Here is a 26,828-nt window from a genome sequence, read left to right as displayed (position 1 = left end):
AATTCTAGCTTAAAATTCCGACTAATTTAAATAATTAATCTGAAACTCGAAACTAAAAATCGGAACTTACTTTGCACGGGCACCAGGACTCGAACCCAGACCGAAGGTTTTGGAGACCTCTGTACTACCTTTATACTATGCCCGTATTGTTTGGAATGCAAAGGTAGCAGTTCGATTCTGCATTTCCAAGCACTCAGTATAGGTTTATTTAATATTTTTTCTCTTTATTTTCAAAAATAATTTTAATAGCTTGTTTTTCAAAAGCTTAAGCTCCTACTGCTGCTTTCTAAAATAGAATTGTAGAACCCTAAATCATTCAATATGTACGAACCATTTCTATAATTCCTGAAAATATCTCCTCCAAAATGCCTATAAAAACAAAAAGCACTGTCTTTCGACAGTGCTTTTCTAATATGGTTAATCTTAGGATTAGTCTAAGATTTCAGTTACCTGACCAGCACCTACAGTACGTCCACCTTCACGGATAGCGAAACGAAGACCTTTGTCCATAGCTACTTTGTTCAACAATGTAACGTCGATAGTCAAGTTATCACCTGGCATACACATTTCGATACCTTCTGGCAACATGATTTCACCTGTTACGTCAGTTGTACGGAAGTAGAACTGAGGACGGTATTTGTTAAAGAATGGAGTGTGACGACCACCTTCTTCTTTAGACAAGATATAAACCTCTGCTTTGAATTTAGAGTGAGGCTTAACTGAACCTGGCTTACAAATAACCATACCACGACGGATAGATTCTTTGTCAATACCACGCAACAACAAACCTACGTTGTCACCAGCTTCACCACGGTCAAGGATTTTACGGAACATTTCAACCCCTGTTACAGTAGATTTCAAGTTCTCAGCACCCATACCTAAGATTTCAACTGGATCACCAGAGTTGATAACACCAGTTTCGATACGACCTGTTGCTACAGTACCACGACCTGTGATCGAGAATACGTCTTCAACTGGCATCAAGAATGATTTATCGATATCGCGTTTTGGAAGTGGAATCCAGTTATCAACAGCATCCATCAAAGCTTCGATAGTAGCAACCCATTTCGGCTCACCGTTCAAACCACCTAAAGCAGAACCTTGGATTACTGGAATGTTATCGCCATCAAATTCATAGAATGACAACAATTCACGGATTTCCATTTCAACAAGTTCCAACAATTCTGGGTCATCAACCATGTCCACTTTGTTCATGAACACTACCAATTGAGGTACACCTACTTGACGAGACAAAAGGATGTGCTCGCGAGTTTGTGGCATTGGACCGTCAGTTGCAGCAACTACGATGATAGCACCGTCCATTTGAGCAGCACCAGTTACCATGTTTTTCACGTAATCGGCGTGACCTGGACAGTCAACGTGTGCATAGTGACGGTTTTCTGTTTGGTACTCTACGTGAGCAGTGTTGATTGTGATACCACGCTCTTTTTCTTCAGGAGCTGAGTCAATTGATGAGAAATCTTTCTTTTCAGCAAGTCCTTTTTCTGACAACACCTTAGTGATGGCAGCAGTCAAAGTAGTTTTACCGTGGTCAACGTGACCGATAGTACCAATGTTTACGTGAGGTTTACTACGGTCAAAATTCTCTTTTGCCATGATTATTTAGTTCTTAATTAGTTTTATAAAAAGAATGAAAAAATTGATACCTTTCAACTTCCAACAACCAAAGATAAAAGATACTTGATAGCTCCTATTTAACTATTTGTTGTTTTGAATGGAGCCTTTGAGCAGGATTGAACTGCCGACCTCTTCCTTACCAAGGAAGTGCTCTACCACTGAGCTACAAAGGCAGACGTTGAATGCTTTCTCGTGAGTCCAAACTGAAGTAGACCACAAACAAAAATGGTTAATCGTTAATCGCTAATTCGCTAAACTATTAACTATTAACTATTAACAACCAACCATCTTAATTTCTTGAGCGGGAGACGGGGCTCGAACCCGCCACCTATAGCTTGGAAGGCTATCGCTCTACCAAATGAGCTACTCCCGCTTTTCTATAACTGGTTTAAAAGTTTCGAAAAAGTTTCCCTAAAACTCTAAACTTGTGGGGACAGATGGATTCGAACCACCGAAGACATAAGTCAGCAGATTTACAGTCTGCCCCATTTGGCCACTCTGGTATATCCCCTTATCTTTCTCTTTTTGTTTCCGTTTCTTGTAACGTTCCCGTGAAAGAGTGTGCAAAACTAGGTAGATTTTTGATTAAGTCAAAACTTTATTGAAAAAAAATTTTCACTTTTTTTTCAATAAAACTCAAAAAACATAGCTAACTATTCCGTAATTAACATTGTAATATTTTAAAAATCAGGGCTTAATATACTACTTACATAGTGCATTAAGCCCTGAAAAAAATTTACTTTTTTTTTGAAATTTTAGAAGCGAATACCAAAACTTAAGCCACTAATTTTGGGACCATAGCCTGTTTGGTACAATTGTGACAAATCATAATTCACGAATAAATCTGGAAAATCTTTCAAACCAAGCTCAAAAGCAAGTCCATATCTAAGATTATTCAAGTAAAAACTGCTATGATTCCAAAGTTTTCTGCCACTGTCAGATTCTTTTGTCTTTGTATAGCTATCTAATCTGTAGCCAACATATCCTCCAAATCCGATATATGTTACTGTACTACTCTTTTTGAATGCTACATAAGGCATTACTGGAAGATTAATATAGGCTACGGTTAATTTATTTCTAGACAAGTCTACAGGTTGCCCTTTGTCGTCAACATAATCTTTAAATTCTATATTATTATTTCCTTTTACTTCATATCTATTGTTTTCATACATGAAGTTGTACCAAGAAAACTCTAAACCGTAGCTTATTTTCAAAGCTGCACTGCTTCCTTTACTAATAGCCGCGCTACGGGTCCATCCAAAACCGAAGTAACGAGAGCCAAATGGGCTTAATTCAAAGTCTTTTGTATTATAAATACCGCTTATCGAGCCTGTATTGGTAAAGCTATTTAAACCAAAATAGATATTAAATCCTGAACGAGAAGCAAATTCTCCGTTGCGACGAGCCACTTTTGCTGTATCTCTCCACATCACTCTGGTTTCTTCGCTACCATCTTTTACCACTACGCCATTAACACTTACGTGGACTTCATCTCTTCCATCTTGAATATGTACTCCTCCAAGACCTACACTTACTCCTCCTTTAGATCCCTTATTTCCTGAAGAACCGCTATTGATTGTAGCATTAGAAGGAGCATTGGCTTTGATAGCCACATTAATTGTTTTATTATTTTGAGATATAACCAAAACTGTATCTTTTGTTATATCGCTATTAACAACTCTTCTGATTCCAATCCAAGTAGCATCGTCTAAGGTCATTCCGCTCTTTTGAAAAAGAGCTTGAATATCTTCTTTCAAACTTACATTGGGCTTGCCACCTTCCAATACGGTTTGGTTTCTCTTGTCGATCTTGATAACTGTCGAATCAGTCTCTGTATTTCTTGCAATTGTTGGCTGAATTGCTAATACCATAAAAAATGCGATGATGTACAATTTTACCCAGTTTACTGTTACATCTAATTGGCTTATAGATTTCATGACTTTTATGATTTATACTCGATTTAGAAAGTTCTAATTTGTTTTATATCTCCTAGATGCAAGTCGTTTGCCTTAGGTTGCGTGATATTTTTTATTTTTCGTTATTTTTTATTTCTTTCACTGACTCCACGATTGACTCTTTTGTATTTTCTAGCTTCGCATCAGCACGTGCAAGTACTTTTTGAGGTTTAACACCAAGCTCGTTCCAATCCACTCCTTCTCCATTTTTAGCTCTTTTGAGTTGTTGCCAGAGTTTACCTAGTTTACTTGTTTTTCTATTACTTGCTTCTTCAACCCAACCTGGTCTTTCTGTACCTGGACCTTCGGGAGCTTCTACCATGCTTAGTACAATCGTCTCAGCACTCTTAGGAGTAGTTTGCTCTGGAGTAGGTTCCATAACCAGCACGATAGTATTGTTAGTAGCTTTGGGCAATGGCAGAGGTGTTTCTTTCTGAGCTAATACTGGTTCTTGAGTATTTTTAGCCACTTCCATTAACTTATCAAAATGCTCTTTGACTGAGCTCTTGTGAGTGGTTTGTTTATTTATTTTATTCAAACGTGGCTTTGCTTGTGCTAAAGACTCTTCGATTTTATTTTCACCATTACCCGTTTTCTCCAACACTATTGATCTATTAGGCTGAGCTAGCTTGTCTTCTTTTGTTTTTGGAAGGCTATTTGCCGCTGCAACATTCGAACCTTCAACCTCTGGGTTTGTAGTAGTTTCCCACACTAAATACCCTGCTGTTCCTAAGAGTAACACCACTGATGCGGCTCTTGCTACCTTCCACCACAGAGGTACTATTTTAGTTTCGTTTTGTTGTAATTTAGCTTGCAACTTATCCCATGCTTCTGGTCTAGGTTTGCGCTCATAATTTTGCAAACGTTCGTCAAATAGTTTATCTATATTATGCTTTTCCATTTTGTCTGCTAATTAACTGTTGATTTTTGTTGAGCTATTGCATTTTGCAATATAACTCTAGCTCTTGATAATTGTGATTTAGAAGTACTCTCTGTTATTCCTAAAGATGCAGCTATTTCTGCGTGAGAATAACCTTCGATGGCATACAAATTAAAAACAGTGCGATAACCTATAGGTAATGTTTCAATTAACTTCATCAAGTCATCGACTTCTAATTGTGTACTAAATTGTTCTGGTTCTGGTTCATAAAGGATGTTATCGTAGCTCATTTCAAGTTTTGCATTTTTCGTACGTCTCAAGTACATTAATGCTTCGTTCACCATGACTCTTCTAATCCATCCTTCAAAACTTCCTTCTAATTTGAAAGTATCTATTTTCTCAAAAACCTTTACAAAGCCCTCAATCATTATTTCTTCTGCTTCAAAATCATCGTGCACGTATCTAAAACATACTCCAAGCATTCTGGAGGAGTATTTTTCATACACTCTTCGCTGAGCTTTGGGATCGCCTTTCTGACAGGCTTTGACCAGAGCTTCCTCGCTTTGAAAGAGTGATAAACCGCCGAGTTGTAAAATTTTCACGATAATTGTCTTGGTTTAGTTTTGTAATAGGTAGATGAAAAAGGTGCTAGAAAGGTTGCATGAGTTGTAATGAATTTTCAACTTTACGAAATTTTTTCTGAAAAACAGATTATATTTTCGGCAATTCCTTTTTACTCAACATTATTTATGCATACATCCGCTCCAATTGGAATTTTTGATAGTGGTATTGGGGGACTCACCGTAGCGCATGCCGTTACGAGATTACTCCCAAACGAAAATATCATATACTTTGGTGATACTGCACATTTGCCTTATGGCGACAAGTCTGCGACAGCCATTCAGGCATATTCTATCAAAATTTGTAATGTTTTATTACAACAAAAATGTAAGGTAATTTTAATTGCTTGTAATTCAGCCTCGGCAGCGGCGTACGAATTAGTCAAGGAATATGTGGGTAGCAAGGCGAAAGTCATGAATGTAATTGACCCTGTGGTGGCTTTTCTTGGAGAAAATTATGCCAACAAAACCATTGGATTGATCGGTACCAAACAAACTGTAAACTCCAATATTTACAGAAAAAAGATAGACTTTCTTGAAAAAGGAATTACGCTAAAGTCTTTGGCGACGCCACTTTTAGCACCTATGATTGAAGAAGGCTTTTTTAATCATAACATATCTGAAAGTATTATTAACGAATACCTCCAAAATGCTACCTTAGACGATATTGAAGCATTGATTTTGGGTTGTACTCATTATCCTCTTATCAAAAAACAGATTAATCAATACTATAACGGAAAAGTAACAGTATTGGACACTTCTGAAATTGTAGCAAAATCACTCTATGACTATTTAGAAAGTAGTCATTTGCTCAATGAAATGAATGCTCATATTCGTCACTTCTATGTTTCTGATTATACCCAATCATTTGAAACTTCTACAAAAATATTTTTTGGAGAACAGATTAGACTTCAACACTACCCTCTTTGGGAATAGGGCTATGTTTAACATTCAAATAACAAAAAATCCTGTCTCAAACGAGACAGGATTTTTTGTTATTTGAATGCTTGCTTCAATTTTTGACGCATAATATCTTTCGGACTTAAGCCTTGGTTGGAAGTTCGCCACCAAAGAAACCCAATGACCATTGCCAACACGTAAGGTACAGATAAAAGATATAGAATCCCTGTATTTAGATTCGATGCAATTTGGCTTCTTCCATTCGATACGGTACTTTCCACTACCGAACGGCACATAGCACATTGAGCAAAACTCATGGTAGTCGAAACTACACTTAGCAATAAAACGAATAATACCTTTTTCATAAAACTTGAATTATTGGTAATATGGAGAAATCATCAAGTAAACTATAACTCCTGTTACTGAAACATAAAGCCATAGTGGGAATGCCCATTTGACAACTTTTTTATGCTCAGCAATTTGATTGCTCAATGCAAAATATACTGCTTTGAGAACAAACCAAACTACCCCTACAGATAATAAAATATGGGTAAGTAGGAAAAAATAGTAAATGGGACGTAACAAACCTTCGCCTCCATAAGGAGTTGAATCATTTGAAATATGATATAAGATATAAAGTACCAAAAACAAGGCTCCTTGTACAAAAGAAAGCATCATCATTTTGCGATGCCCTTCAAGGTTTTGTTTTTTAATATACGAATACCCTAATATGAGTGTAATAGAAGTTGTGGTATTCAAGATGCCTATTACATGAGGCAATATTTTTGTCCAACTTCCTAAATCAATTTTTTGACGAATACCTATTAAAAGTGCAACCGCAACTGGAATGGCGATAGCAAGGACATTGACGATTTTGTCGTTCTTCTTATCCTTCTGAATCGAGAAAGATGCCATGTTTTAGTGGATTATCTATTAAGTTTTGTTTATTGATATAACTTCAATTATTACTTTTCTGTTTCGTAAATTTTTTGAAGTACTTTAATTTCCAACATCAACCGATCTACGTCTTTTTTATCTGTTCCGTCATAAAATCCTCGGATATACCCTTCTTTATCAACAAGAATCAACTTTTCGGAATGAATAAAAGTCTCATCAGGTGTTTTCACAGCTTTATCATACTCCGAAGCATCTGCCACAGGAATATAATATCCTTTTACTGCCAATGGGTATAATTGTTGACGCGTACCTGTCAAAAAGTGCCATTTCCCCGGAATAGCATCATATTGCTTGGCATATTCTCGCAACATTTCGGGTGTATCGTGAGAAGGATCCACTGTGAACGAGGCAAACTCTACATCTTTATCTTGTCCAAAAGTATCTTGAACCCTTGTCAACTGAGTAGACATTTTGGGGCAAATAGAAGTACATCTTGTAAAGAAGAAATCGGCTACATAAATCTTTCCTGCCAGTTGTTTATTTGTAAATGGTTTACCTTCCTCATTAGTCAATGTCCAATCGGGAATGGTATGAAAAACTGTATCCATTTCGGGTTCATCCCATTTTGGATTAGGGTTTTTCTTCATTTTAATATAACCTGTGGTTGAATCTATCACAGGAATCAACTTGGGGAGTTTGTAGTGGTTTTCACCAAAACCTCTCAAGAATAAAAAAATTAAAGCTGGAACCGCTAATGCTACGATTAGAATTCCAGCTTTGATACCTTTTTGCATATTTATCATGCTTTATACTTGAATAAAATACAGGCTGGCATTTTGCCAGCCTACCTTTATTGCTAATGATCAATACAAGTGACCGCCTTCGTAAAGTAATGCAGTCAACAACCATACAACGAAAACAACTGGAAGTAAAATCATCCAAATCAAAGTTTTTACTTCGTGTTTTAAGTGCATGAATTCGCCAATGATATAAAATGCTTTAACAATCGTCATACCAGCAAAGATTGCTACACGAAGACTACTTGCATGCATTGTAAATGCGATAATAAATTCAATCGCAGTCAAAATCAAAAGAATCCAGAATGTTTTCCAGATAGCGCCAGTCTGAGCTGGTGGAATTACTTTTTCCTCAGTTGCGTGAGAGTGTGAATGTGATGCCATAATTTCAGAGATATTTTCAAAAATATATGATGTCATGGATAAAATTTATCCATGACATTTTCTCATTAAGACTAAACCAGATAGAAGAATGTAAATACGAATACCCATACAAGGTCTACAAAGTGCCAGTAAAGACCTACTTTCTCTACCATTTCGTAGTGACCACGACGATCATATAAACCTGTAGCAGTGTTGAAGAACACCATGATAATCAAAATTACACCTGAAAACACGTGAGTTCCGTGGAAACCTGTGATAAAGAAGAACAAGTCAGCAAATGCTGGAGGTCCGTAAGGATTTTCGGTAAGATTAGCCCCAACGATTGGATTACCCAAAGCATCTTTTGCTGCTTTTGCTAAGTCATGAGGACCAGCAATGAAGTGAGACCATTCCCAAGCTTGAGAACCTAAGAAAGTAAAACCACCGATAATTGTCCACAACAACCATTTTTCAACAGCAGCACGGTCGCCTCTGTGACCAGCTTCTACTGCCAATACCATTGTTACAGAACTAAAAATCAAGATGAATGTCATAATACCAACAAACACCAATGGAGCTTCGCCGTGGAAGAATGGCATCGCCTCGAATACTTTCTCAGGGATAGGCCAGTGAGTCGTAGCGAAGTAGAACTTTTCGTGAGCGCCTGTCCAAGCAGGTTGACTAAAACGGATCATTCCGTAAGAGACCAACAACGCTGAGAATGTAAAAGTATCTGAAAGCAAGAAGAACCACATCATTAGTTTTCCATAGCTCGCTTTCAAAGGTTCTGAACCACCCGCCCATGTCAGTTTCTCAGGAACAGCAGGTGCTGCGTGAATTGAAGACATCTTTTTTACTTTTTTGGTTAAATATTAATTACTAGATTATCAATTACCGTTAAAAATTAACGATTAAAATACAAGAAAAAGAACAAATACAACCATAGTCCATCAAGGAAGTGCCAATAGGTAGCACAAAGTTGTATGCGTGTTAGGTTGTTAGAGTTGATACTTAATCTGAAAGATGACACTAACGAGAATAACAGTACAACCAAACCTGAGATAATATGCAACCCGTGGATACCAACAAAAACGTAAATCCAAGAAGATGCAACATCACTTCCAGAGAAGTGCAATTGTTTTTTTACAAGGTCTGAAAAGCCATACCATTGCATAAACAAAAAGGCCATCCCAAATGCAAAAGTAATAGAAATTGCTATTTTGAGTGTATTGAAGTTATCTTTTTTTGCTGCCTTTACTGCCAAATGCATAAACGCACTACTTACTACTAACACACCTGTAGAATACAGGAAAATATTTGGTAAGTTAAATTCATGCCAATTCCCTTCTGCTTTTCTTACTAAATATCCCGAAGTCCAACCAGCAAACATCATCGTAATTGATGCAATTGCAAGCCATAGCATAAACTTCTTAGGGTTCATCGACATAGTTTTTACGGGTTCTTCACCCATGTCTATATCTTTCAAGTGTTCTTGTGTCATTATATTAAGTTTTTGCTTGTTGTTTCTCTCTAAATATTTTACAGGCTATACCTTATCCATCAAAAAGGCAATTTGAACGATAGGGAGATAAATAAACGAGCCGAACATCATCATCAATGCAGATTTATCTGTTGGCTTCATCATTAAGTAAAAGGTTTGAGATAAAAACAATACTCCACAAAGTACCGCAATCATAGCGGAATTAACACCAGCCATACCAAGCATATAAGGAACAAAGCCACATGGTACCAAAAAGATGGTATAGATCATAATGGTGATTGCTGTTCGCAGATCTTTGTGTCCATTGTTCGGAAGCATTTTAAATCCTGCTTTTTGATAATCTTCATCAGCGACCCATGCAATTGCCCAAAAGTGAGGAAATTGCCAGAAAAACTGGATGGCAAACAAAATGCCAGGCTCCAAGCCAAAGTGGTTTGTAGCTGCAATCCAGCCAATCATCGGAGGAAATGCCCCTGGAATTGCTCCTACAAATACAGAAATGGGACCAACTCTTTTGAGAGGAGTATATACAAATCCATATAAAATAAATGAAAGAACGCCAATGACCCCTGCTTTGAAGTTGAACTCAAAAAACAATATATAGCTTGATAGCAATAGCAAAATCAAACAATATATTGAAGCTTCTTTGACAGATAATCGCCCTGTTGGAAGTGGTCGACCTGCTGTACGTTTCATGAGTTTATCTAACTCTATTTCTTTAACTTGATTGACAATATTTGCAGCTCCTGTAATAAGAAAACCTGCTAAACTTATCAAAATTAATCGTTCCCAATCGATTCTTTCTACTGCAAGTGAATAACCAAATGCTCCAGAGAATGCTACTAAGAATGATAATCTAAACTTTAATAACTCATAATATGCTTTTACCTTACCAGCAGTACCTATTGAGATGTTTTCGTTTGTGGTAACCATTTGTTACTTGACGTTCGTTTACGCCGTTTCCTTTTGAAATACTTTTTCAGAATTGAGCAACAATAAGATTACAAATTGTAATCCAAGTGCTACAATCGCTAGTGTTAAGTGTACAGGTTGAATATAAGCTGGTACACTGAAGTACGCCATTACGGCGCCTGATACAATTTCAACAATCACCAATAGTACTAATGCTTTGAAAAACTTATAAAGAATTCCTTCTGCTTGAATATTCTTTTTTAACTGAATAATCAAATACACATGCAAGCCTAGCAATACTAATGAGAAAGAGCGATGTATGTAAAAAGACAAACCTAATTGTTCTATCCAAGTAGAGCGGTCGTAACCAAAAATAGGGTTTGCAATAATTTTATCGATAGCTTCTCTAACCTGTGTTCCAATCAATACCTGAGCGGTTGACAATATCAAAAGAAGTAATAATATCTTATTTAAAGTGGGCTTATTTGTAACTTTTTCAGTTTCGATAACTTCAGACCACGCTCTTGCAATAGAGTAAAGTAGCACAAATACTACTAAAATTGCCAATAACATGTGTGCTGTAACAACACCAGGTTTTAAAAACGAGTCAACTACAAATTTACCTAATGCAGCATTTGCACCAATCAAGATTACCGATAAGAATGATAAGAAAATCAATTTTTTATCTCTTTTACGATAACTAAACGAAGCTACAAATACGCCAAAAACTACAATACCTGTAAACGCACCTACCAATCTGTTCACATATTCAATCCATGTTTTTACAGAATTAAACTCCACCTCTCCGTGAAGTTTCTCAGCATAAATTTCCTGATAATTAGGAGGTAACTGACTTACCTCTGTGGGAGGAACCCACATGCCAAAACACTTTGGCCAGTCCGGACAACCCATTCCCGACCCCGTGCTTCTTACAATACCTCCTGCTAATACTAATAAGTAAATCGAGACGATTGTAACAAGACCAAGCTTACGGAACCACATAGATTTAAAATTGGATTTTAGATTGAATCAAAAGAATCAAATCTTGAAAAAGTATAATTGGGTAATTCCCAAAAATGAATTTGAGAATGTAGAGTGTAGATTTTCCACACTCTACATTCTCAAATCAATATATGCAGTTATTAATGATTGTAAACATCATTTTGTACTGCCAACAAACCTTCGATTTCTTTTTCATTAGCAATTTCTTCATTCTCCTCTGGTAAGTTCGACTCAGGAGTTGCCGAGAACGGAACATTTTGAGGAATAAAGTCAGATGCTGAACCTGGCTTGCTATAGTCGTATGGCCAACGATATACTGCTGGAATTTCTCCCTCCCAGTTTCCGTGACCTACGATGATTGGAGTAGTCCACTCCAAAGTATTCGAGTTCCAAGGGTTTTGAGTAGCTTTCTTACCTTTGAAAATTGAATAGAAGAAGTTGAATGCAAAGATTGCTTGAGCAGCAAATGTCAAAATCGCAGCGATTGAGATAAATGCGTTCAAATCAGCAAATGTATCTTGTGCATTGTTTGCCAAAGCAGTGAATGAGTAGTAACGACGAGGGAAACCTGCGATACCAATATAGTGCATTGGGAAGAATACACAGTAAACACCTGCAAATGTCAACCAGAAGTGGATATAACCTAAAGTGTTGTTCATCATACGACCAAACAATTTAGGGAACCAGTGATACACACCTGCCAACAATCCGAAGAAAGAAGCAGCACCCATTACCAAGTGGAAGTGAGCTACTACGAAATATGTATCGTGCAAGTTGATATCCAATGCAGAGTTACCTAAGATAATACCAGTAACACCACCAGAAATAAACAACGATACAAGACCGATAGAGAACAACATACCTGGTGTAAAGATGATATTACCTTTCCAAAGCGTTGTAATGTAGTTAAACGCCTTAACTGCTGAAGGAACAGCAATAATCAACGTCAAGAACATAAACACTGAACCTAGGAATGGGTTCATACCAGTTACGAACATGTGGTGAGCCCATACGATAAACGCAAGAACTGTAATACCCATCATAGATCCAATCATGGCACGGTAACCGAAGATAGGTTTACGAGCGTTAGTTGCAATAACTTCAGAAGTAATACCTAAAGCAGGCAACAATACAATATATACCTCAGGGTGACCTAAGAACCAGAACAAGTGTTGGTACAAAATAGCTGAACCACCTACGTTTGGAAGCGCTTCACCACCGATATAGATTTCAGACAAATAGAATGATGTACCGAAACTACGGTCAAAAATCAACAATAAAGCAGCAGACAACAATACTGGGAAAGACAACAAACCTAATACCGCAGTAAAGAAAAACGCCCAAATAGTCAAAGGCATTTTAGTAAATGACATACCTCTTGTACGCAAGTTGATCACTGTAGTGATATAGTTAACACCACCTAACAACTGTGAAACGATGAAGAATGTCATACTTGTCAACCACATAGTCATACCTAAGCCTGAACCTGGCATAGCTTGTGGAAGTGCTGACAATGGAGGATAAATTACCCAACCGCCTGAAGCAGGACCTGTCTCAATGAAAAGAGACGTAAACATAATTACAGATGATAAGAAGAAGAACCAATATGACAACATGTTCAAGAAACCTGAAGCCATATCTCTTGCACCAATCTGTAATGGAATCAAGAAGTTTGAGAACGTACCCGACAAACCAGCAGTCAATACAAAGAATACCATGATGGTACCGTGCATAGTTACTAGCGCTAGATAAAATTCTTTTTCCAGTTTACCTTCCACGATCCACTCACCCAATACTGGTTTTAACCAGTCAAGGTTCATATCAGGGAAACCAAGTTGTAAACGGAAGATAATTGACAAAGCACCACCGAAGAAAGCCCAGATGATACCTGTAATCAAATATTGCTTAGCAATTGTTTTGTGGTCTTCAGAGAAAATATACTTTCTGATGAAGCCAGGCTCATGATGCTCGTGCTCGTGGTCATGACCGTGTGCGTGAGCGTCGTTTGCGTGTAGTGTCGCAGTTGCCATAGATTACAATGATTATTCTAATAGTAATTGTTCAAAACTCTATTTCAAAAATTGATTATCTTCTTCTCAAAGAAGCAGTTGCAGGAGCTGCACCAGCAGCAGCTTGAGTACTATCTGATTCAGCTGCAGGAGCTTCAGCAGGAGCATACTTTTGGGCTTTTCCTTTTAACTTTTCTGGAACTTTTGCTAAATAATCAGGATTTTGAGTCAAGAAAGGTTTTTGTTGTGCAACCCAAGCTTTATAATCTTCTGGTTCATCAACAAATACTGTGATAGCCATACCGAAGTGACCACGACCACAGATTTCTGTACAGTTCAACTTATAGTTGAAATCAGATTTACCTAACTCTGCGCGCATCTCATCTGTAGATTTGTTTGCTACAAACCAAAATTTAGTAGGCATACCAGGAACGGCATCCATTTTAACTCTTTGGTATGGCAAATAAACAGAGTGAAGTACGTCTTGTGCTTTAATTTTTAACAATACAGGTACACCTTTTGGTAAGTGCAATTCATTCGCTGTAAAGTCGTCAAAAGAACTTTCGTCAGTGAAGTCGATACCAATCTGGTTTGTATCGTCAATCAATTTATAGTTTTGGTTACCCAACTTATTGTCATCGTTACCAGCGTAACGTACATACCAACCAAATTGGTGACCAGTTACTTCAATTACAACTGCATTTTCTGGAGCTTGTTTTGTAATATCTCTCCAAATTCTCCAACCTGTAAATACCAATACGGCCATTACAATAGCTGGAATAATTGTCCAAATGATTTCTAACTTGTGGTTTACTGGATAGAAAGTAGCTACATTGTTTTTCTTGTAACGGTACAAGAAAGCAAAAACAAACAACAATGTGTTAGTTAAGAAGAAAGCAGCTGTAACAACACCCATTGAAATCCAGAACATTTGGTCTGTTTTCAAACCGTGTTCTGAACCAGCAACTGGAAGGAAGTCTGGCTGTGAGTGAAGGAAAGACCAAGCAGCGGCAATAGAACCTAATACAAGGAATACTAGAAAACCAAAGGCATTACCATTATTGGCCCCATCTACGCGAGCATCAGAGTCATCAGCACCCTGAATACCTTTCGAAAGAGCAATACTCTTAGAGACAATCATAATTGCCAAACCCAAGAATACTACTGACAAAAGACCTATTAGATATGTCATGTCTGAATTAATTTATTGTTTTGAATCTAATTCTTAAAATGAAATGTTCAGCAAAAATGTTTTACCGAATTCGAAAATTCTGAGAAAATAATTGGATGCCCGTAGGCATCCAATTATTCACTAAATATCGTGGTGAAGCGACTCTTCCAACAAAGGGTGGTTTTTAGCAACCAAAGACGCTTTTGTTAATTCTGTAGATACAACATAAATAAATGCTGAAGCAAACAAAATAACAGTACCAAACTCAACTAATCCGAATCCACCGTGAGGACCAACCGTACCCGGCATAATCATTTGGTAGAAATCCAAATAGTGACCTACAATCACAAAGAAACAACAGATTTTCAAGAAAATCGGAGTACGTTTTGCATCACGAGTCATCATGATCAAGAATGGGAAGAAGAAGTTCATGAACACGTTCAAGATTTCAACTGCTTTGTACACTTTGTTGTGTCCTTCCCAACGCTCTAAGAAGTAGATTGTTTCTTCTGGCATGTTAGCATAGTAAATCAACAAGAATTGAGCAAACCATACATAAGTCCAGAAAATAGAGAACGCAAACATGAACTTACCTAAGTCATGCAAGTGGCTATCGCTAACATACTGCATATATCCTTTGTCTTTCAAGAACAATACAGTCAATGTAATTGTAGCTAAACCAGTTACATGCCAGCTAGAGAACATATACCATCCAAACATTGTTGAGAACCAGTGAGTATCGATAGACATAACCCAGTCCCAAGCAGACAATGAAGAAGAAATACCCATTGCTACAACGAAACCAGTACCGATACGTACCATGTCAAAGAAGTTTTGTGTTCCACCGTTCAAATCCTCTTCGATTGATTTTTTACGCATCATGTTCCAAAGAACAATCCATACAGTAAAAATAGCAACCAAACGAACCAAGAAGAAAGTGAAGTTCAAATATCCTTTTTTACCTGCAATAATTTTATCGTAGTGTTCACTTGCAGGGTCAGTGATTCCATGGTGCATCCAGTGGAAAATCACATCACCTTTGAAAATAAACAACAAAAGCAATACAGGGAATGTAAAATACAAGAATTTAGGAAAAGCTTCAGGAATTCTTTTTACTACAGATGACCAACCTGCTTTAGCAAGGTACTGTACTGCAACAAAGAACATACCGATTACGGCAATACCTGAGAAGAAAACACCATTCATCCAAAGGTTAACCCAAAGACGATTTAATGGATTCCAAGGTGATTCATGGTGAGAAACTGCACCGCCAGAAAGGTGCTCTCCGCCATGTTCAGCAGCATGACCTGCCACTGCGTGAGCAGCTTCGTGCTCACCACTTCCTAAGAAGAAAACGCCAATACCCAAAAGCACAGCACCAATGATCATCGCAGTGATCACTCTCTTGCGTGCCTCCGGAGTAAATTCATAAAACTCCTCGACGTTTGCTGGGGAAAAATGTGAATGTCCCGCCATTATACTTAAAAGTTTGTAAGTTTAATAGTATGAAAGATTGCATCTAAATTGATGCTTTTTTTGACTAAGCTTAATAACTACAAAACTGTAGATTATTGCTTTTGCAATTCGTGTACATAAAGTACAATTTTCCAACGGTCTGCCGATGAAATTTGAGAAGCGTGTGACCACATACGTCCTTTACCATGCGTAATAGTATGGTAAATATGTCCGTCGTTTACACTTTTCAAGGCATCCGATGAATAAACTGGCACCCCTTTGTACATTTTTGCTACTAAGCCATCGCCTTTACCAGCTTCACCGTGGCAGTGTTGGCAATATCTTTCATATTGAGTCTTACCTGCTTCAATGTTTTCAGGGGTTGCTGGATATGGATTCGACAACAATGCTTCTGAAGAAGCCATATCGTCTTTACCGATATTACGAGCAATCATATCCATTTTCATTAATTTGCTATTTACAGTGTCTCCATCCGCAGCAGCAAATTTTTCGCGTGGTACAGTTCCTTTAACAGGAGTACGCATGTTCATACCATAAGGGTTGATTGTATTCAACTCACCCTCAGTTTGAGTCATTGGTTCGTATGCAACCGAGTGGTACATGTTTGGAGCAAATTCTGTTCCAGTGTCATTATGGCTATCTTTACAAGAAGTTGCAGATAAAGCAACAACTCCCGATAAAAACAGACCTATGTATTTATTAGTTAACATATTTTTGATTTTAATTAGTCGTTGGACATTGCTTTAGGGGAATTCCTAAGGTTCAATGCTTAGAATTGCTTTACATTCACTTCGATTGCACCAGAAGCTTTCAAAATTTCTTCAATCTCAGCTTCAGATTTCTTATTAGTTCCCATGTTGATTGTCATGATGAACTTATCGTCAGTACTTCTTAAATCAAACGTTTTTGGCGTTTTACCTGGCCACAAGCTATTTGATACAAAGAAGGTAAATACCATACCAAATGCAGTGAACAATACTGTACCTTCGAAAGTAACTGGAATCCAGTCAGGTAATGCAAAGAAATCCTTACCACCAATAATCATTGGCCAGTCAAAAACCATTGTATAATTGATCAAGAACTGAGCACAAGTCAAACCTGTTAAACCAAACAAGAATGCAGCGATAGGAATTCTTGTACGCGGGTGACCGATAGCAGTATCAAGTCCGTGGATTGGGAAAGGAGTATATACTTCCTCAATTTTCACGCCTTTTCCTTTTACTTCAGTTACTGCGTGTAATACCTCGTCCTCATCGTCGTAAACTCCAACCAAGTATTTTTCTGTTGTATTCATTTTAATATTCGTTATGTCTTGATATTAATTTCAAAAGTTAGAAGTGGTGCAGAAGCTTTCTGCACCTTCCCTTTTGAATGATTATTAATGAGTAACGGATTCTTTTCCTCCTTCAGATTTCTTCTTATAAGGATAGTTTGAAGAAACTCCTTTCATTACTGCTTTCACCTCTGCCATGTTGATTACTGGCAAAAACTTAGCAAACAAGAAGAATAATGTGAAGAATAAACCGAATGAGAAAATATAGTCACCAATATCGTACATCGTTGGAGAGAACATTGCCCAAGAAGATGGAATATAGTCACGGTGCAATGAAGAAACGATGATTACAAAACGTTCGAACCACATACCCACGTTCACAACAACCGAAAGGATGAATGAAATAAGGATGTTTGTACGAATACTCTTGAACCAGAACAACTGTGGAGAGATTACGTTACATGTCATCATCATCCAGTAAGCCCACCAGTAAGGACCAAATGCACGGTTGATGAAACAGTAGCTTTCGTATTCTACACCTGAGTACCAAGCAATGAAGAACTCAGTTAAGTAAGCAATACCAACAATAGAACCTGTTACTGTAATGATGATGTTCATCATTTCGATGTGTTCCATGGTGATATAATCTTCCAATTTAAACGCAACACGAGTAATCAACAACAAAGTTTGCACCATAGCAAAACCTGAGAAGATAGCACCCGCAACGAAGTATGGAGGGAAGATTGTAGTGTGCCATCCCGGAATTACCGAAGTAGCAAAGTCCATTGATACAATTGTGTGTACAGAAAGTACAAGAGGAGTAGAGATACCCGCCAAAATCAAAGACACATATTCATAACGAGCCCAAGTTTTAGCAGAACCAGTCCAACCCACAGAGAACAAACCATACCAGAATTTAGATGCCTTAGTCTGAGCACGGTCACGGATTGTAGCCAAATCAGGAATAAGACCTAAATACCAGAATACCAATGAAACAGAAAGGTAAGTTGAGATAGCAAATACGTCCCAAACCAATGGTGAGTTGAAGTTAACCCAGATAGAACCAAATGTGTTTGGAAGTGGCAATGCCCAGTGAGCCAACCAAGGACGACCCATGTGAGCCAAGATAAATGAAGCAGCACATAATACTGCGAAGATTGTCATTGCTTCTGCTGCACGGTTAATTGAAGTTCTCCATTTTTGACGGAACAACAACAATACAGCAGAGATAAGCGTACCAGCGTGACCGATACCTACCCACCATACGAAGTTTGTAATGTCCCAAGCCCAACCTACGGTCTTGTTCAAACCCCAAACTCCAATTCCTTGCCACCATGTGTAACCTAAACAATAGGCACCATAGGCGAAAATCACACAAGACACAGAAAAGGCAATTTTCCACTCTTTCGTTGGTTCACCTTCAACTTGCTTGCAGATGTCTTGTGTTACATCGTGATAAGATCTACCACCTCCTACGAGGGTTTCTCTTATTGGTGATACTACGTGCGACATATTTTAAGATTTAATAGTTTTAAATTCGTTATGTTCTTATATGAGAGGGATTTCTCCCTCTCTAATTTCTTACTTATGCGTGTTCTTTTGCCTCGCCCTCAGCCTTTTTTGCTTCTCTTTCTTTGTTACGTACTTTTACTAAGTAAGAGATATTTGGCTTAACGTTGATTTCTTCAATCACACCGAACGAACGGCCAACTTTTTCAGCTTCTAATACTTTTGAAATTTCTGATTCTGGATCATTCATATCTCCGAAAGTAATAGCGCTTGTTGGACAAGATTGAGCACAAGCCACTTGGATTTCTCCATCTTTTGGTCTTCTCTTCTCTTTCTTAGCTTCCAACTTACCAGCTTGGATACGTTGAACACACATCGAACATTTTTCCATTACCCCACGTGAACGAACAGTAACGTCTGGGTTCAATACCATACGACCTAAGTCATTGTTCAAATGGAAATCGAAGTCATCAGTTTGGAAATAACGGAACCAGTTGAAACGACGTACTTTGTATGGACAGTTGTTAGCACAGTAACGTGTACCGATACAACGGTTGTAAGTCATTTGGTTCAAGCCCTCTGTCGAGTGAGTAGTAGCCAATACTGGACATACTGTTTCACAAGGAGCGTTGTTACAGTGTTGACACAACATTGGTTGGAATACAACTTCTGGGTTTTCAGAAGCTACTTCCAATCCTTTTAAATCTTCAATATCCGCATCAGAAGAGTAATAACGGTCGATACGCATCCAGTGCATTTCACGACGGTTGATAACTTCTTGACGACCTACAACTGGAACGTTGTTTTCAGCAGAACATGACACCACACATGCACTACATCCAGTACAAGTATTTAAGTCAATCACCATACCCCAAGCGTGGTTGTTGTATTTGTGACCATTCCACAATGAAATATCAGTTGCAGTTTTCTTACCTTCAGCTGTTAAGATTTCTGGTTTGAAACGTCCTGCTTCTACATTCTTTTTGTATTCAGACAATACTGTTTCTTGCACAACAGCCTCACGAGCCATTACAGTATTGTGTGTTTGTGTTTGAGCAATTTTAACCTCTTCTCCAGTTGATTTGATAGCTACATCTCCAGTATTGAAGAATGCTAACGTACCATTAACAGTTGAGATGAAAGGATAAGCATTAGCACCTACTCCATCAGCTGATTTACCAGCTTTTGTACGTCCGTAACCGATAGCTACAGCGATAGTACCATTTGCTTGACCTGGTTGAACCAACACTGGCAATTTGATAGACTTGCCACCAATAGTCAACTCAGCTTCTTTGTCTTGCTCTAATTTCAATTCAGCAGCTGTCTTTTGAGAAACTGCCAAATAGTTTGTCCAACAAGCTTTAGACACTGGCTCAGGCAACTCTTGTAACCAAGGGTTGTTTGCTTGAGAACCAGTACCCATACTTACTTTCTCATACACTGCTAATTCTAATTTATCAGAAGAAGCTTTGTAGTTCTTAGAGATAGCAGCAGCGGCATCAGCCAAGTTCACAGCAGGAGCAGCAGCGCTAGGTGTTGAACCAAACTCATACACACCATCATGCAATACTTGTGACCACTGAACTTTACCAGCCTTTAAAATATTGCTAGTCCAGTTAGACTCCAAGTAAGAAGCATAATCAGCATTCAAACCAGCCCATGTTAATAAGCTAGACTGAATTTGACGAGTTTTGAAAATTGTTGAAATCGTAGGCTGAGTCAATGAGAAGAAACCTTTTTTAGGCTCAGCATCATTCCAAGACTCCAAGAAGTGAGAGTCAGGAGTGTTATATTTTACCAATGAAGCTGTTTCGTCAGCTCTATCGTTTGTCGCAATTGTTAAAGCAATTTTTGGAAGAGCTTCAGCCAATTCAGCACCACGTGGGTGGTTATAAACTGGGTTTGCGTTGTAGAAGATAACCGCAGCAATTGCACCAGATTTAGCTTCGTTAATGAACTGATTCATTTCAGCATCAGAACCTTGACGGTAGTTAGCTGGAGTTCCTAAATCAATTGTTGTACCATAAGCACCAACTAATCCGTTGATTGCAGCTACAACAGCTTGAACAGAAGCGTCATTTGAACCAGATACTACAATAGAAGCACCTTTTGAAGCAACTAAGTCAGCAGCAGCTTTCTCCAAATACTCAACTTTTACAGCAGATGTTGATAAAGCAGGAGCACCTACTTTTGCCGCTACGGCATTATAAAGAGCTGTTGCAACTAAACCTTCTTGAGATGGCTTATATGTTGCACGGTAGTCAGCGTTAGCACCAGTGTTAGACATAATAGTCTCAAACTGATAGTGACGAGACATTTCTTTGTTTCCACCTTTTGCAGAAGATACACGACGAGTTTTAGCCCACTGTGCAGCAAATTCAGATGGAGAAATCCAAGTACCTAAGAAGTCAGCACCCAAAGAAACGATTGTCTTTGCCTTGCTAAAATCGAAGCTTGGTAATACACCGTTAGCTGCTACTAAACCTGACAACGAGTTTGCGTCATAAGTAACAACTTTAGTAGTTGGGTATTTAGCAATAAAATCACCGATAACTTTCTTAGTTGTAGGAGACAAGATAGAATTTGTTACAATTCTGATCTGTCCACCTTTAGCTAATCCAGAGATGATTTCTTTATCTACAGAAGCCCAATCAGCAGCCTTACCTGCAATTTGAGGCCCTTTTAGTTTTTCGTTATCATAAAGACTCAAAACAGACGCTTGAGCACGTCCAGAAAGAGCACCTTTAGATACAGAAGAAGCTTTGTTACCTTCAATTTTGATAGGACGACCTTCACGTGTCTTTACCAAGATAGAAGCGTATTCACCGCCATCTACAAAAGTTGAAGCATACCAGTTAGCAATAGTAGGCTCAACATCTTCTGGCTTATTTAAGTACGGAATCGTATTCTTAACTGGAGCTTCACAAGCTGCCAACGCTACCGCCGACATACCGAAACCTAACACTTTTAAGAAATCACGACGATGAGATCCTGTACCATCGAAGATAGCACCTTCTTTCTCGTCTGCTGATGGGGCATCACCGAACTCACGGTCTGCATATTTAACGAACTCAGCATCGTTAGTTAACTCCTCAATCCCTCTCCAATACCTTTTTGTAGTATTTTCCATATATATTATAACAGTATAAACAGAAACTATTGAATATTAAAATGAAGTAACAAGTCAGAAGCAAGAAAAACGTTTTTGTTTTTTGCTTCTGACATTTGACTTCTTAGTAGTGACATTTTGAACACTCCAAACCTCCGATGTTAGCAACTTTCAAAGGTTCTTTGTTTTCTTTATTATGAATTTCAACAAGCTTATCATAGTATGCGTTGCCTTTTGTATTTACGTCAGTTTTTCTGTGACAGTCAATACACCAACCCATAGTCAATGTTGAGCGTTGTTCAACTACTTCCATTTTCTGAATTTCACCGTGACAGTTTTGACACTCTAAGCCAGCTACATTAGTGTGCTGAGAGTGGTTGAAGTATGCTAAATCAGGCAAGTTGTGAACACGAATCCATTGGATTGGCTCATCCTTCTCGATAGCACGGTAAATTTTTTGAATTTCTGGAGACTCACGCTTGATTGTATTGTGACAGTTCATACAGATGTTTGGAGAAGGAACGTTAGCACCTTTACCTTTGTAAACACCTGTGTGGCAATAACCACAATTGATTTGATAGTCACCAGCGTGAAGTTTGTGAGAGAAATGGATTGGCTGTTCTGGAGCGTAGCCTTGGTGAATACCTACACCGTAAGCAGCATCAATCGTAGCTTTACCAATCAATAAGGTAATCAAAAGAGCGGCACCTGTCTTGAAAGCATTATTTGCTGCTAATTTTTTACCATTTTCAGCAATTCTTTGCAATAAAGGAATACTTTCAGCTTCTTCAGCAGACACCGATGCCAATTTAGAAAGCGTAGTAACAATTGACAACAATGCAACCAATACCAATACCATCACGCCAAGAAGTGCGATTAGGATATACTGTAGCATTCCACCGTTAGACTCAGCTGCTGGAGCTGCTGCACCTGCCGCTGGAGCTGCACCTGCTGCCGGAGCCGCTGGAGCTGCATTTTGTGCTTCGATGTAAGCAAGTACACTCTTGATTTGAGCTTCCGAGTAACCCGGATATGCTGTCATCTGAGCCTTACCAAATTTGTTGTAAAGATCATTAGCATATTTATCACCACTGGCGATAACTGCCTGAGGGTTGTGAACCCACTTTACAATCCAATCCAACGGTCTTCTTTGACCTACACCTTGAAGGCCTGGCCCCACTAAAGGTTCTGCACTTGTATTGTGACAAGCCGCACAGTTGTTTTTGAAAATTTGCTCTCCTTCTGCTACATCCTGAGCATTTACTCTTACAACCGAGGCAAACATTCCCAGTAGCATTGTCAAAGCAACAATTTTCAAGCGTTTCATGGTTATCATAAGAATCTATAAACTAATTTTAATAATTAAGTACTACGCTAAACTATTCACCTAATAATCTGATACTTCCATTTATTTTTAGAGTTTTCAATCTAAAAACTAAGGCAAAAAACTAGAAGAAACACACTATTTCGGGTCACAAAAGTACAATCGGAATAATTACGAACCAATTTATTTATTATTGATTTTCAGCAAAATTGGTATAGTTGTAAACTATTTAGAATAATTCTAAGTTATTTGCAATTTTGTTGAATATACGGCTTAAAAATCTCCTATATAATTTCCACAAAATCAGCTAGTTCATTTTAATTCACTCAGCCTTACCTATTCAGCATTTACAAGACCCTTTGTCCACCAAATTAAAGCTTCGAATTTAGTTCATTTTTTTGAATTCACCATCCTTGTCACTGTCCAATTTGCATACATCAGTATGATTTTTGTCATTTTTTTTCTCAGTTTTTATACAGCCAAAATAGCATAGTAATATGATAGAATTGGTAATCTTTATAAAATACTAAATCTTGGAAAAATACTAAAATTGCTTATTTACTGAGATAGAAGAATTTATCTTTATCTGTGAGAAAATAATGTTAATAAATAAAGATAAAACTAGGTGATTTTTACTTTCTATACCCTCAATTTTTGGATGAGGAGAAACATTCAAACAGAAGGTAAATGCTAGGTATGTAGTACAATTGTCTGATATTAAGTGACTGTTAGTTGAGAATACAAATGAAGGCGAGTATTCTAAAATGTAATAAGGAGTGGCATTGAAAAATTATTCGTCATTTATTACTTACTTCAGTAAGATTGGAGCAAAAAAAAGCGCAATTAGCTTTCACTAATTACGCTTTTGAGGTCTCGAGCGGATTCGAACCGCTGTACAAGCTTTTGCAGAGCTCTGCCTAGCCACTCGGCCACAAGACCCTTTTGTTTGGAATGCAAAATTAGGCATTCATGAGGCATTTACCAAACTTTTTGAGCAAAAAAACATAAATACTTTATAAGACACTGATTTTCAAATAGTAATTATACCTAATACAATACTATGTTTTTATAAATAGCGCTTTGCCATAAAAGCAAAGGCAAACCCATTGCTGAGTTTGCCTTTCTTTGTGTGTATCTCTGAGTGTTGTTAACTTGATTAGAATTAGAAACGGAAGTGTGAGAACGCTTTGTTCGCTTCCGCCATGCGGTGTGTATCGTCTTTTTTCTTAACAGCAGCACCTTCACCTTTAGCAGCAGCGATGATTTCACCAGCTAAACGATCTACCATTGTTTTTTCTCCACGCTTACGAGCATAAAGAATCAACCACTTCATACCTACTGACAATTTACGATCTGCACGTACTTCTGTTGGTACTTGGAATGTAGCACCACCTACACGACGGCTTTTTACTTCTACAGCTGGCATTACGTTGTTCAAAGCTTTTTTGAACGTTTCCAAACCGTTTTCTTTTGTTCTATCTTCAACTTTGTCTAATGCACCGTAAAAAATGTTGAATGCCGTTGATTTTTTACCATCGTACATCAAATTGTTAACAAACTTAGTTACCATTACATCTCTAAATTTAGGATCAGGTAACACGTATCTTTTCTTTGGTTTTGCCTTTCTCATTGGATTTGTTAAGTTTTTTAATGATAGCCCAAGCTTCTGCTCTTAACTTAGCATACTGGACTGGTTGTTGAATTTGGAAATATGATAATCTGAAGATTTGAAAATGAATACTTTACACTTTCAAATTAACGAATTTTCAAATTTTCAAATTACTTTTTCTTACCGCCTTTTCCGCCTTTTACTGGAGCTTGAACTTGACCTGGCTTAGGACGTTTAGCACCGTATTTAGAACGACGCTGACGACGACCGTTAACACCTGCAGTATCCAATGCACCACGGATAATGTGGTAACGAACCCCTGGTAAGTCTTTCACACGACCACCACGAATCAATACGATTGAGTGCTCTTGCAAGTTGTGACCTTCACCTGGAATGTATGCGTTTACTTCTTTACCATTTGTCAAACGTACACGGGCTACTTTACGCATCGCAGAGTTTGGTTTCTTTGGCGTTGTAGTATATACCCTTGTACAAACGCCACGACGTTGTGGACAAGAATCTAAGGCTGGAGATTTTGACTTCCAAGTCATTTGCTCTCTACCTTTACGTACTAACTGTTGTATAGTTGGCATTTTGTCTTGTTGTTATTGAGAGATACACTTTCCTAATTTGAATGATTTCAACTGCACTTTTCTAAGAAATTCATTTGATAGTCGCTCAAATCAGGGGTGCAAAATTACGTAAAGTCTCTGATAAACAAAAGGTTTGATACAATTATTTTATCAATACGTTTAATAATTATCTCAGAATTAGGGCTTTGTAACAATTACTGTATTTTGCATATAAAAAAGCAAGGGGATTTTGTGACAGCCATAGCACAAAATCCCCTTGCTTTTAATTAAATCTTTTAAATCTTATTTGGTAAGTTCTGTTGTGTAAATGACTTTACCGTCTTGATTTACCACTTGAACATTGAGTTTGTTGCTCGTTACAGAAAACACCATAAAGCCATATTCGTTGCTAGCTAACTTACTGATGGGTAATGTTCCAATAGCTGTACTTTCAGAAGCAGACCCTGACACAAAATAGTGTGTTTTACCTGGAGGAAGTAAATGTTGCAAGTCATGGTCATGACCACAGATATAGGCATCTACTTGGTGCTTATCCAAAACACTTTTTAAGGATGCTCTCACCGCTTTGGTATCGTAACTTTCTCTGCGTTTTTCGGTAGCCGTAAACAATGGATGATGCCCTACTACCAATTTCCATTTTACTTTTGGAGAATTTGTCGACAGTACCTTGTCTAACCATTTTTTCTGAGCTGTGCTATCTTGACTGATCACATTGGGACCATAATCTTTATTTTTATAAAAATCAGGAATCAATGGGTTGGTATCAATAAACGCTACTAACACTTCATTACCTCCATCTATTTGGAAGGTTTTAGTGTAATAACGAGCTGGCATTCGCCAACGACGACTAATTTTTGAATAGGCAACCTGTGCATCGGGGTTGCCACCATAATCGTGATTCCCTAAAACAGGATACCAATCCCACTGCAAAGAGAAAGCTGTGTAGATATCCTCAAAAGAATATTTCCATAATGGGTCAAATTCACTTTGAACACCTCTTGGATAGAAATTATCTCCTGTAGAAATGACAAACTCACTACCAATTTGTTTGGCTACTTTTCCCATTTGGTCTGCTACAGGCTTTTGGTGGTCTTCGCCAACACGCCCCCAATCGCCCATTACCAAAAATTTCAAAGCCCCTTCGTGTTTTTGAACTTCCTGAGCTTCAGCTTTTGCAGCCAACAAACATATACTGGCTAGTAGGTAAAATACTTTTTTCATAATTTTTCAGAAAATTAAGTTTATGTACCTCGACAATCTCCTTGAGAAAACACTGATATTCAAGTATTC

The 26,828-nt window shown here is 37.9% G+C and carries 24 protein-coding genes and 5 tRNA genes; 1 reads left to right on the top strand and 28 read right to left on the bottom strand.

Annotated features, from left to right (window positions below):
• Nucleotides 1-74 precede the first annotated feature (74 nt).
• The 8 genes from QM481_RS09490 to QM481_RS09455 form a co-directional block, all read right to left on the bottom strand.
• Nucleotides 75-145, bottom strand: a tRNA-Trp gene (locus tag QM481_RS09490).
• A gap of 284 nt (nt 146-429) precedes the next feature.
• Complete coding sequence (gene tuf / locus QM481_RS09485) at nt 430-1,617, bottom strand: elongation factor Tu (protein WP_166551561.1); 1,188 nt, start codon at nt 1,615-1,617, stop codon at nt 430-432.
• Between the two features lie 119 nt (nt 1,618-1,736).
• Nucleotides 1,737-1,811, bottom strand: a tRNA-Thr gene (locus tag QM481_RS09480).
• A gap of 127 nt (nt 1,812-1,938) precedes the next feature.
• Nucleotides 1,939-2,011: transfer RNA gene (locus tag QM481_RS09475), tRNA-Gly, on the bottom strand.
• A 55-nt stretch (nt 2,012-2,066) separates the two neighbouring features.
• Nucleotides 2,067-2,149, bottom strand: a tRNA-Tyr gene (locus QM481_RS09470).
• A 244-nt stretch (nt 2,150-2,393) separates the two neighbouring features.
• Nucleotides 2,394-3,575, bottom strand: coding sequence for an outer membrane beta-barrel protein (locus QM481_RS09465; protein ID WP_283381554.1), 1,182 nt, complete (start codon nt 3,573-3,575; stop codon nt 2,394-2,396).
• Nucleotides 3,576-3,666: 91 nt separating this feature from the next.
• On the bottom strand, nt 3,667-4,494 hold the full coding sequence (locus tag QM481_RS09460; protein WP_283381553.1) for a hypothetical protein: 828 nt from the start codon (nt 4,492-4,494) through the stop codon (nt 3,667-3,669).
• A gap of 8 nt (nt 4,495-4,502) precedes the next feature.
• Nucleotides 4,503-5,078, bottom strand: coding sequence for an RNA polymerase sigma factor (locus QM481_RS09455; RefSeq protein WP_166551620.1), 576 nt, complete (start codon nt 5,076-5,078; stop codon nt 4,503-4,505).
• Nucleotides 5,079-5,222: 144 nt separating this feature from the next.
• Between QM481_RS09455 and murI the strand changes: the two genes are divergently transcribed.
• On the top strand, nt 5,223-6,029 hold the full coding sequence (gene murI / locus QM481_RS09450) for a glutamate racemase (RefSeq protein WP_166551564.1): 807 nt from the start codon (nt 5,223-5,225) through the stop codon (nt 6,027-6,029).
• 59 nt (nt 6,030-6,088) lie between these two features.
• On the opposite strand, the gene QM481_RS09445 is transcribed toward murI, so the two are convergent.
• The 20 genes from QM481_RS09445 to QM481_RS09350 form a co-directional block, all read right to left on the bottom strand.
• Nucleotides 6,089-6,358: a CAMCR motif-containing small membrane protein gene (locus tag QM481_RS09445; protein ID WP_283371397.1), complete on the bottom strand. Its 270-nt coding sequence runs from the start codon at nt 6,356-6,358 to the stop codon at nt 6,089-6,091.
• A 10-nt stretch (nt 6,359-6,368) separates the two neighbouring features.
• The gene (locus tag QM481_RS09440; RefSeq protein ID WP_166551566.1) at nt 6,369-6,908 is read right to left on the bottom strand and encodes a DUF420 domain-containing protein; all 540 of its coding nucleotides are present in this window, start codon (nt 6,906-6,908) and stop codon (nt 6,369-6,371) included.
• A 50-nt stretch (nt 6,909-6,958) separates the two neighbouring features.
• Nucleotides 6,959-7,684, bottom strand: coding sequence for an SCO family protein (locus QM481_RS09435; protein WP_283381552.1), 726 nt, complete (start codon nt 7,682-7,684; stop codon nt 6,959-6,961).
• A 69-nt stretch (nt 7,685-7,753) separates the two neighbouring features.
• Nucleotides 7,754-8,071 carry a cytochrome C oxidase subunit IV family protein gene (locus QM481_RS09430; protein WP_283381581.1) on the bottom strand — a complete coding sequence of 106 codons (318 nt, stop codon included), beginning with the start codon at nt 8,069-8,071 and terminating at the stop codon, nt 7,754-7,756.
• Nucleotides 8,072-8,142: 71 nt separating this feature from the next.
• On the bottom strand, nt 8,143-8,898 hold the full coding sequence (locus QM481_RS09425) for a cytochrome c oxidase subunit 3 (RefSeq protein WP_166551568.1): 756 nt from the start codon (nt 8,896-8,898) through the stop codon (nt 8,143-8,145).
• Between the two features lie 56 nt (nt 8,899-8,954).
• A complete protein-coding gene (locus QM481_RS09420) occupies nt 8,955-9,551 on the bottom strand; it encodes a cytochrome c oxidase subunit 3 (protein ID WP_283381551.1) in 597 nt (198 codons plus the stop codon).
• 45 nt (nt 9,552-9,596) lie between these two features.
• Nucleotides 9,597-10,484 (bottom strand): heme o synthase, encoded by an 888-nt coding sequence (gene cyoE / locus QM481_RS09415; RefSeq protein ID WP_166551569.1) that lies wholly within the window; start codon nt 10,482-10,484, stop codon nt 9,597-9,599.
• 18 nt (nt 10,485-10,502) lie between these two features.
• On the bottom strand, nt 10,503-11,465 hold the full coding sequence (locus tag QM481_RS09410) for a COX15/CtaA family protein (protein ID WP_283381550.1): 963 nt from the start codon (nt 11,463-11,465) through the stop codon (nt 10,503-10,505).
• Nucleotides 11,466-11,605: 140 nt separating this feature from the next.
• Nucleotides 11,606-13,495, bottom strand: a complete 1,890-nt coding sequence (locus tag QM481_RS09405) for a cytochrome c oxidase subunit I (protein ID WP_283381549.1) — start codon at nt 13,493-13,495, stop codon at nt 11,606-11,608.
• Between the two features lie 55 nt (nt 13,496-13,550).
• Nucleotides 13,551-14,666 carry a cytochrome c oxidase subunit II gene (locus QM481_RS09400; protein WP_283381548.1) on the bottom strand — a complete coding sequence of 372 codons (1,116 nt, stop codon included), beginning with the start codon at nt 14,664-14,666 and terminating at the stop codon, nt 13,551-13,553.
• A 120-nt stretch (nt 14,667-14,786) separates the two neighbouring features.
• Nucleotides 14,787-16,121: a quinol:cytochrome C oxidoreductase gene (locus QM481_RS09395; RefSeq protein ID WP_283381547.1), complete on the bottom strand. Its 1,335-nt coding sequence runs from the start codon at nt 16,119-16,121 to the stop codon at nt 14,787-14,789.
• A gap of 92 nt (nt 16,122-16,213) precedes the next feature.
• Nucleotides 16,214-16,831: a c-type cytochrome gene (locus QM481_RS09390; RefSeq protein WP_095161135.1), complete on the bottom strand. Its 618-nt coding sequence runs from the start codon at nt 16,829-16,831 to the stop codon at nt 16,214-16,216.
• Between the two features lie 59 nt (nt 16,832-16,890).
• The gene (locus QM481_RS09385) at nt 16,891-17,415 is read right to left on the bottom strand and encodes a DUF3341 domain-containing protein (protein WP_166551574.1); all 525 of its coding nucleotides are present in this window, start codon (nt 17,413-17,415) and stop codon (nt 16,891-16,893) included.
• A gap of 84 nt (nt 17,416-17,499) precedes the next feature.
• Nucleotides 17,500-18,906: an NrfD/PsrC family molybdoenzyme membrane anchor subunit gene (gene nrfD / locus QM481_RS09380; protein ID WP_166551575.1), complete on the bottom strand. Its 1,407-nt coding sequence runs from the start codon at nt 18,904-18,906 to the stop codon at nt 17,500-17,502.
• A gap of 73 nt (nt 18,907-18,979) precedes the next feature.
• Complete coding sequence (locus QM481_RS09375) at nt 18,980-22,033, bottom strand: TAT-variant-translocated molybdopterin oxidoreductase (protein ID WP_283381546.1); 3,054 nt, start codon at nt 22,031-22,033, stop codon at nt 18,980-18,982.
• A gap of 103 nt (nt 22,034-22,136) precedes the next feature.
• Nucleotides 22,137-23,339, bottom strand: a complete 1,203-nt coding sequence (locus QM481_RS09370; protein WP_283381545.1) for a c-type cytochrome — start codon at nt 23,337-23,339, stop codon at nt 22,137-22,139.
• Nucleotides 23,340-24,204: 865 nt separating this feature from the next.
• A tRNA-Cys gene (locus tag QM481_RS09365) sits at nt 24,205-24,275 on the bottom strand.
• Nucleotides 24,276-24,498: 223 nt separating this feature from the next.
• Entirely contained in the window at nt 24,499-24,966 is a 468-nt protein-coding gene (rpsG, locus tag QM481_RS09360) for a 30S ribosomal protein S7 (RefSeq protein ID WP_095161130.1), read from the bottom strand.
• 149 nt (nt 24,967-25,115) lie between these two features.
• On the bottom strand, nt 25,116-25,538 hold the full coding sequence (rpsL, locus tag QM481_RS09355; RefSeq protein ID WP_095161129.1) for a 30S ribosomal protein S12: 423 nt from the start codon (nt 25,536-25,538) through the stop codon (nt 25,116-25,118).
• Nucleotides 25,539-25,820: 282 nt separating this feature from the next.
• Complete coding sequence (locus QM481_RS09350) at nt 25,821-26,759, bottom strand: purple acid phosphatase family protein (protein ID WP_283381544.1); 939 nt, start codon at nt 26,757-26,759, stop codon at nt 25,821-25,823.
• Nucleotides 26,760-26,828 lie beyond the last annotated feature (69 nt).

The sequence above is a fragment of the Flectobacillus rivi genome (assembly GCF_030056655.1).
Lineage (GTDB): Bacteria > Bacteroidota > Bacteroidia > Cytophagales > Spirosomataceae > Flectobacillus > Flectobacillus rivi.
Note: the sequence above shows the minus strand (reverse complement) of the source record. Positions and strands in the feature narration are given on the sequence as shown.